We start from the raw sequence: 524 nt of genomic DNA, 5'->3' as shown, positions 1-524 counted from the left end.
GAATTATAGACTTTCGAATTAGAGGAGTCCTGCATAGGTTAGTAGTAAGTGCGTTTGTATATAGAGAGAAAAAAAGGTGGGCGGACCAAGTGACAGATCAATTATTAGACCTAACTGGAAACTGGGTAGAATCGCTTGGGGCGACAATTGCTGCTGTTGCAGAGACAAAACAATTATTAGGACAGGAAGAGAGCGGATTAAAGTTAGGTGTAATTGGTAACGGAGTTCAAGGGCTTGGTAATACGTTTCAAGCTTTAGCTGAAACGGATGATGGCTATGTTGAGTTAGGGAACTGGTTACAGGCGGCAGGTACTTCGAGTAACTCTGTAGGTGAATATCGCCATCTATATAATCTAGGTAATGATTTTGAAAATAATTTGTTGGAAATTAATGGTGATGTGTTGCAAGCGTTTGGTTCCTTTTATGCATCAATTGGGAGACTAGAATCTAATCCAAAACTGGTTTACGGTAACTTAATTCAATCGCTAGGGGCAATTGTTGAAGCAATAGGAGTATTAAACACG

1 protein-coding gene is annotated in these 524 nt (G+C 39.7%); it reads left to right on the top strand.

Annotated features, from left to right (window positions below; all coding sequences use genetic code 11):
- Positions 1–89: 89 nt before the first annotated feature.
- A partial coding sequence (locus AOA60_RS32140) for a hypothetical protein (protein ID WP_218240551.1) occupies positions 90–524 on the top strand: 435 nt, incomplete at its 3' end.

The sequence above is a fragment of the Pseudomonas sp. 2822-17 genome, from assembly GCF_002742485.1.
GTDB classification, from domain to species: domain Bacteria; phylum Pseudomonadota; class Gammaproteobacteria; order Pseudomonadales; family Pseudomonadaceae; genus Aquipseudomonas; species Aquipseudomonas cyclaminis.
This window is presented reverse-complemented; position numbering and strand designations above follow the sequence as displayed.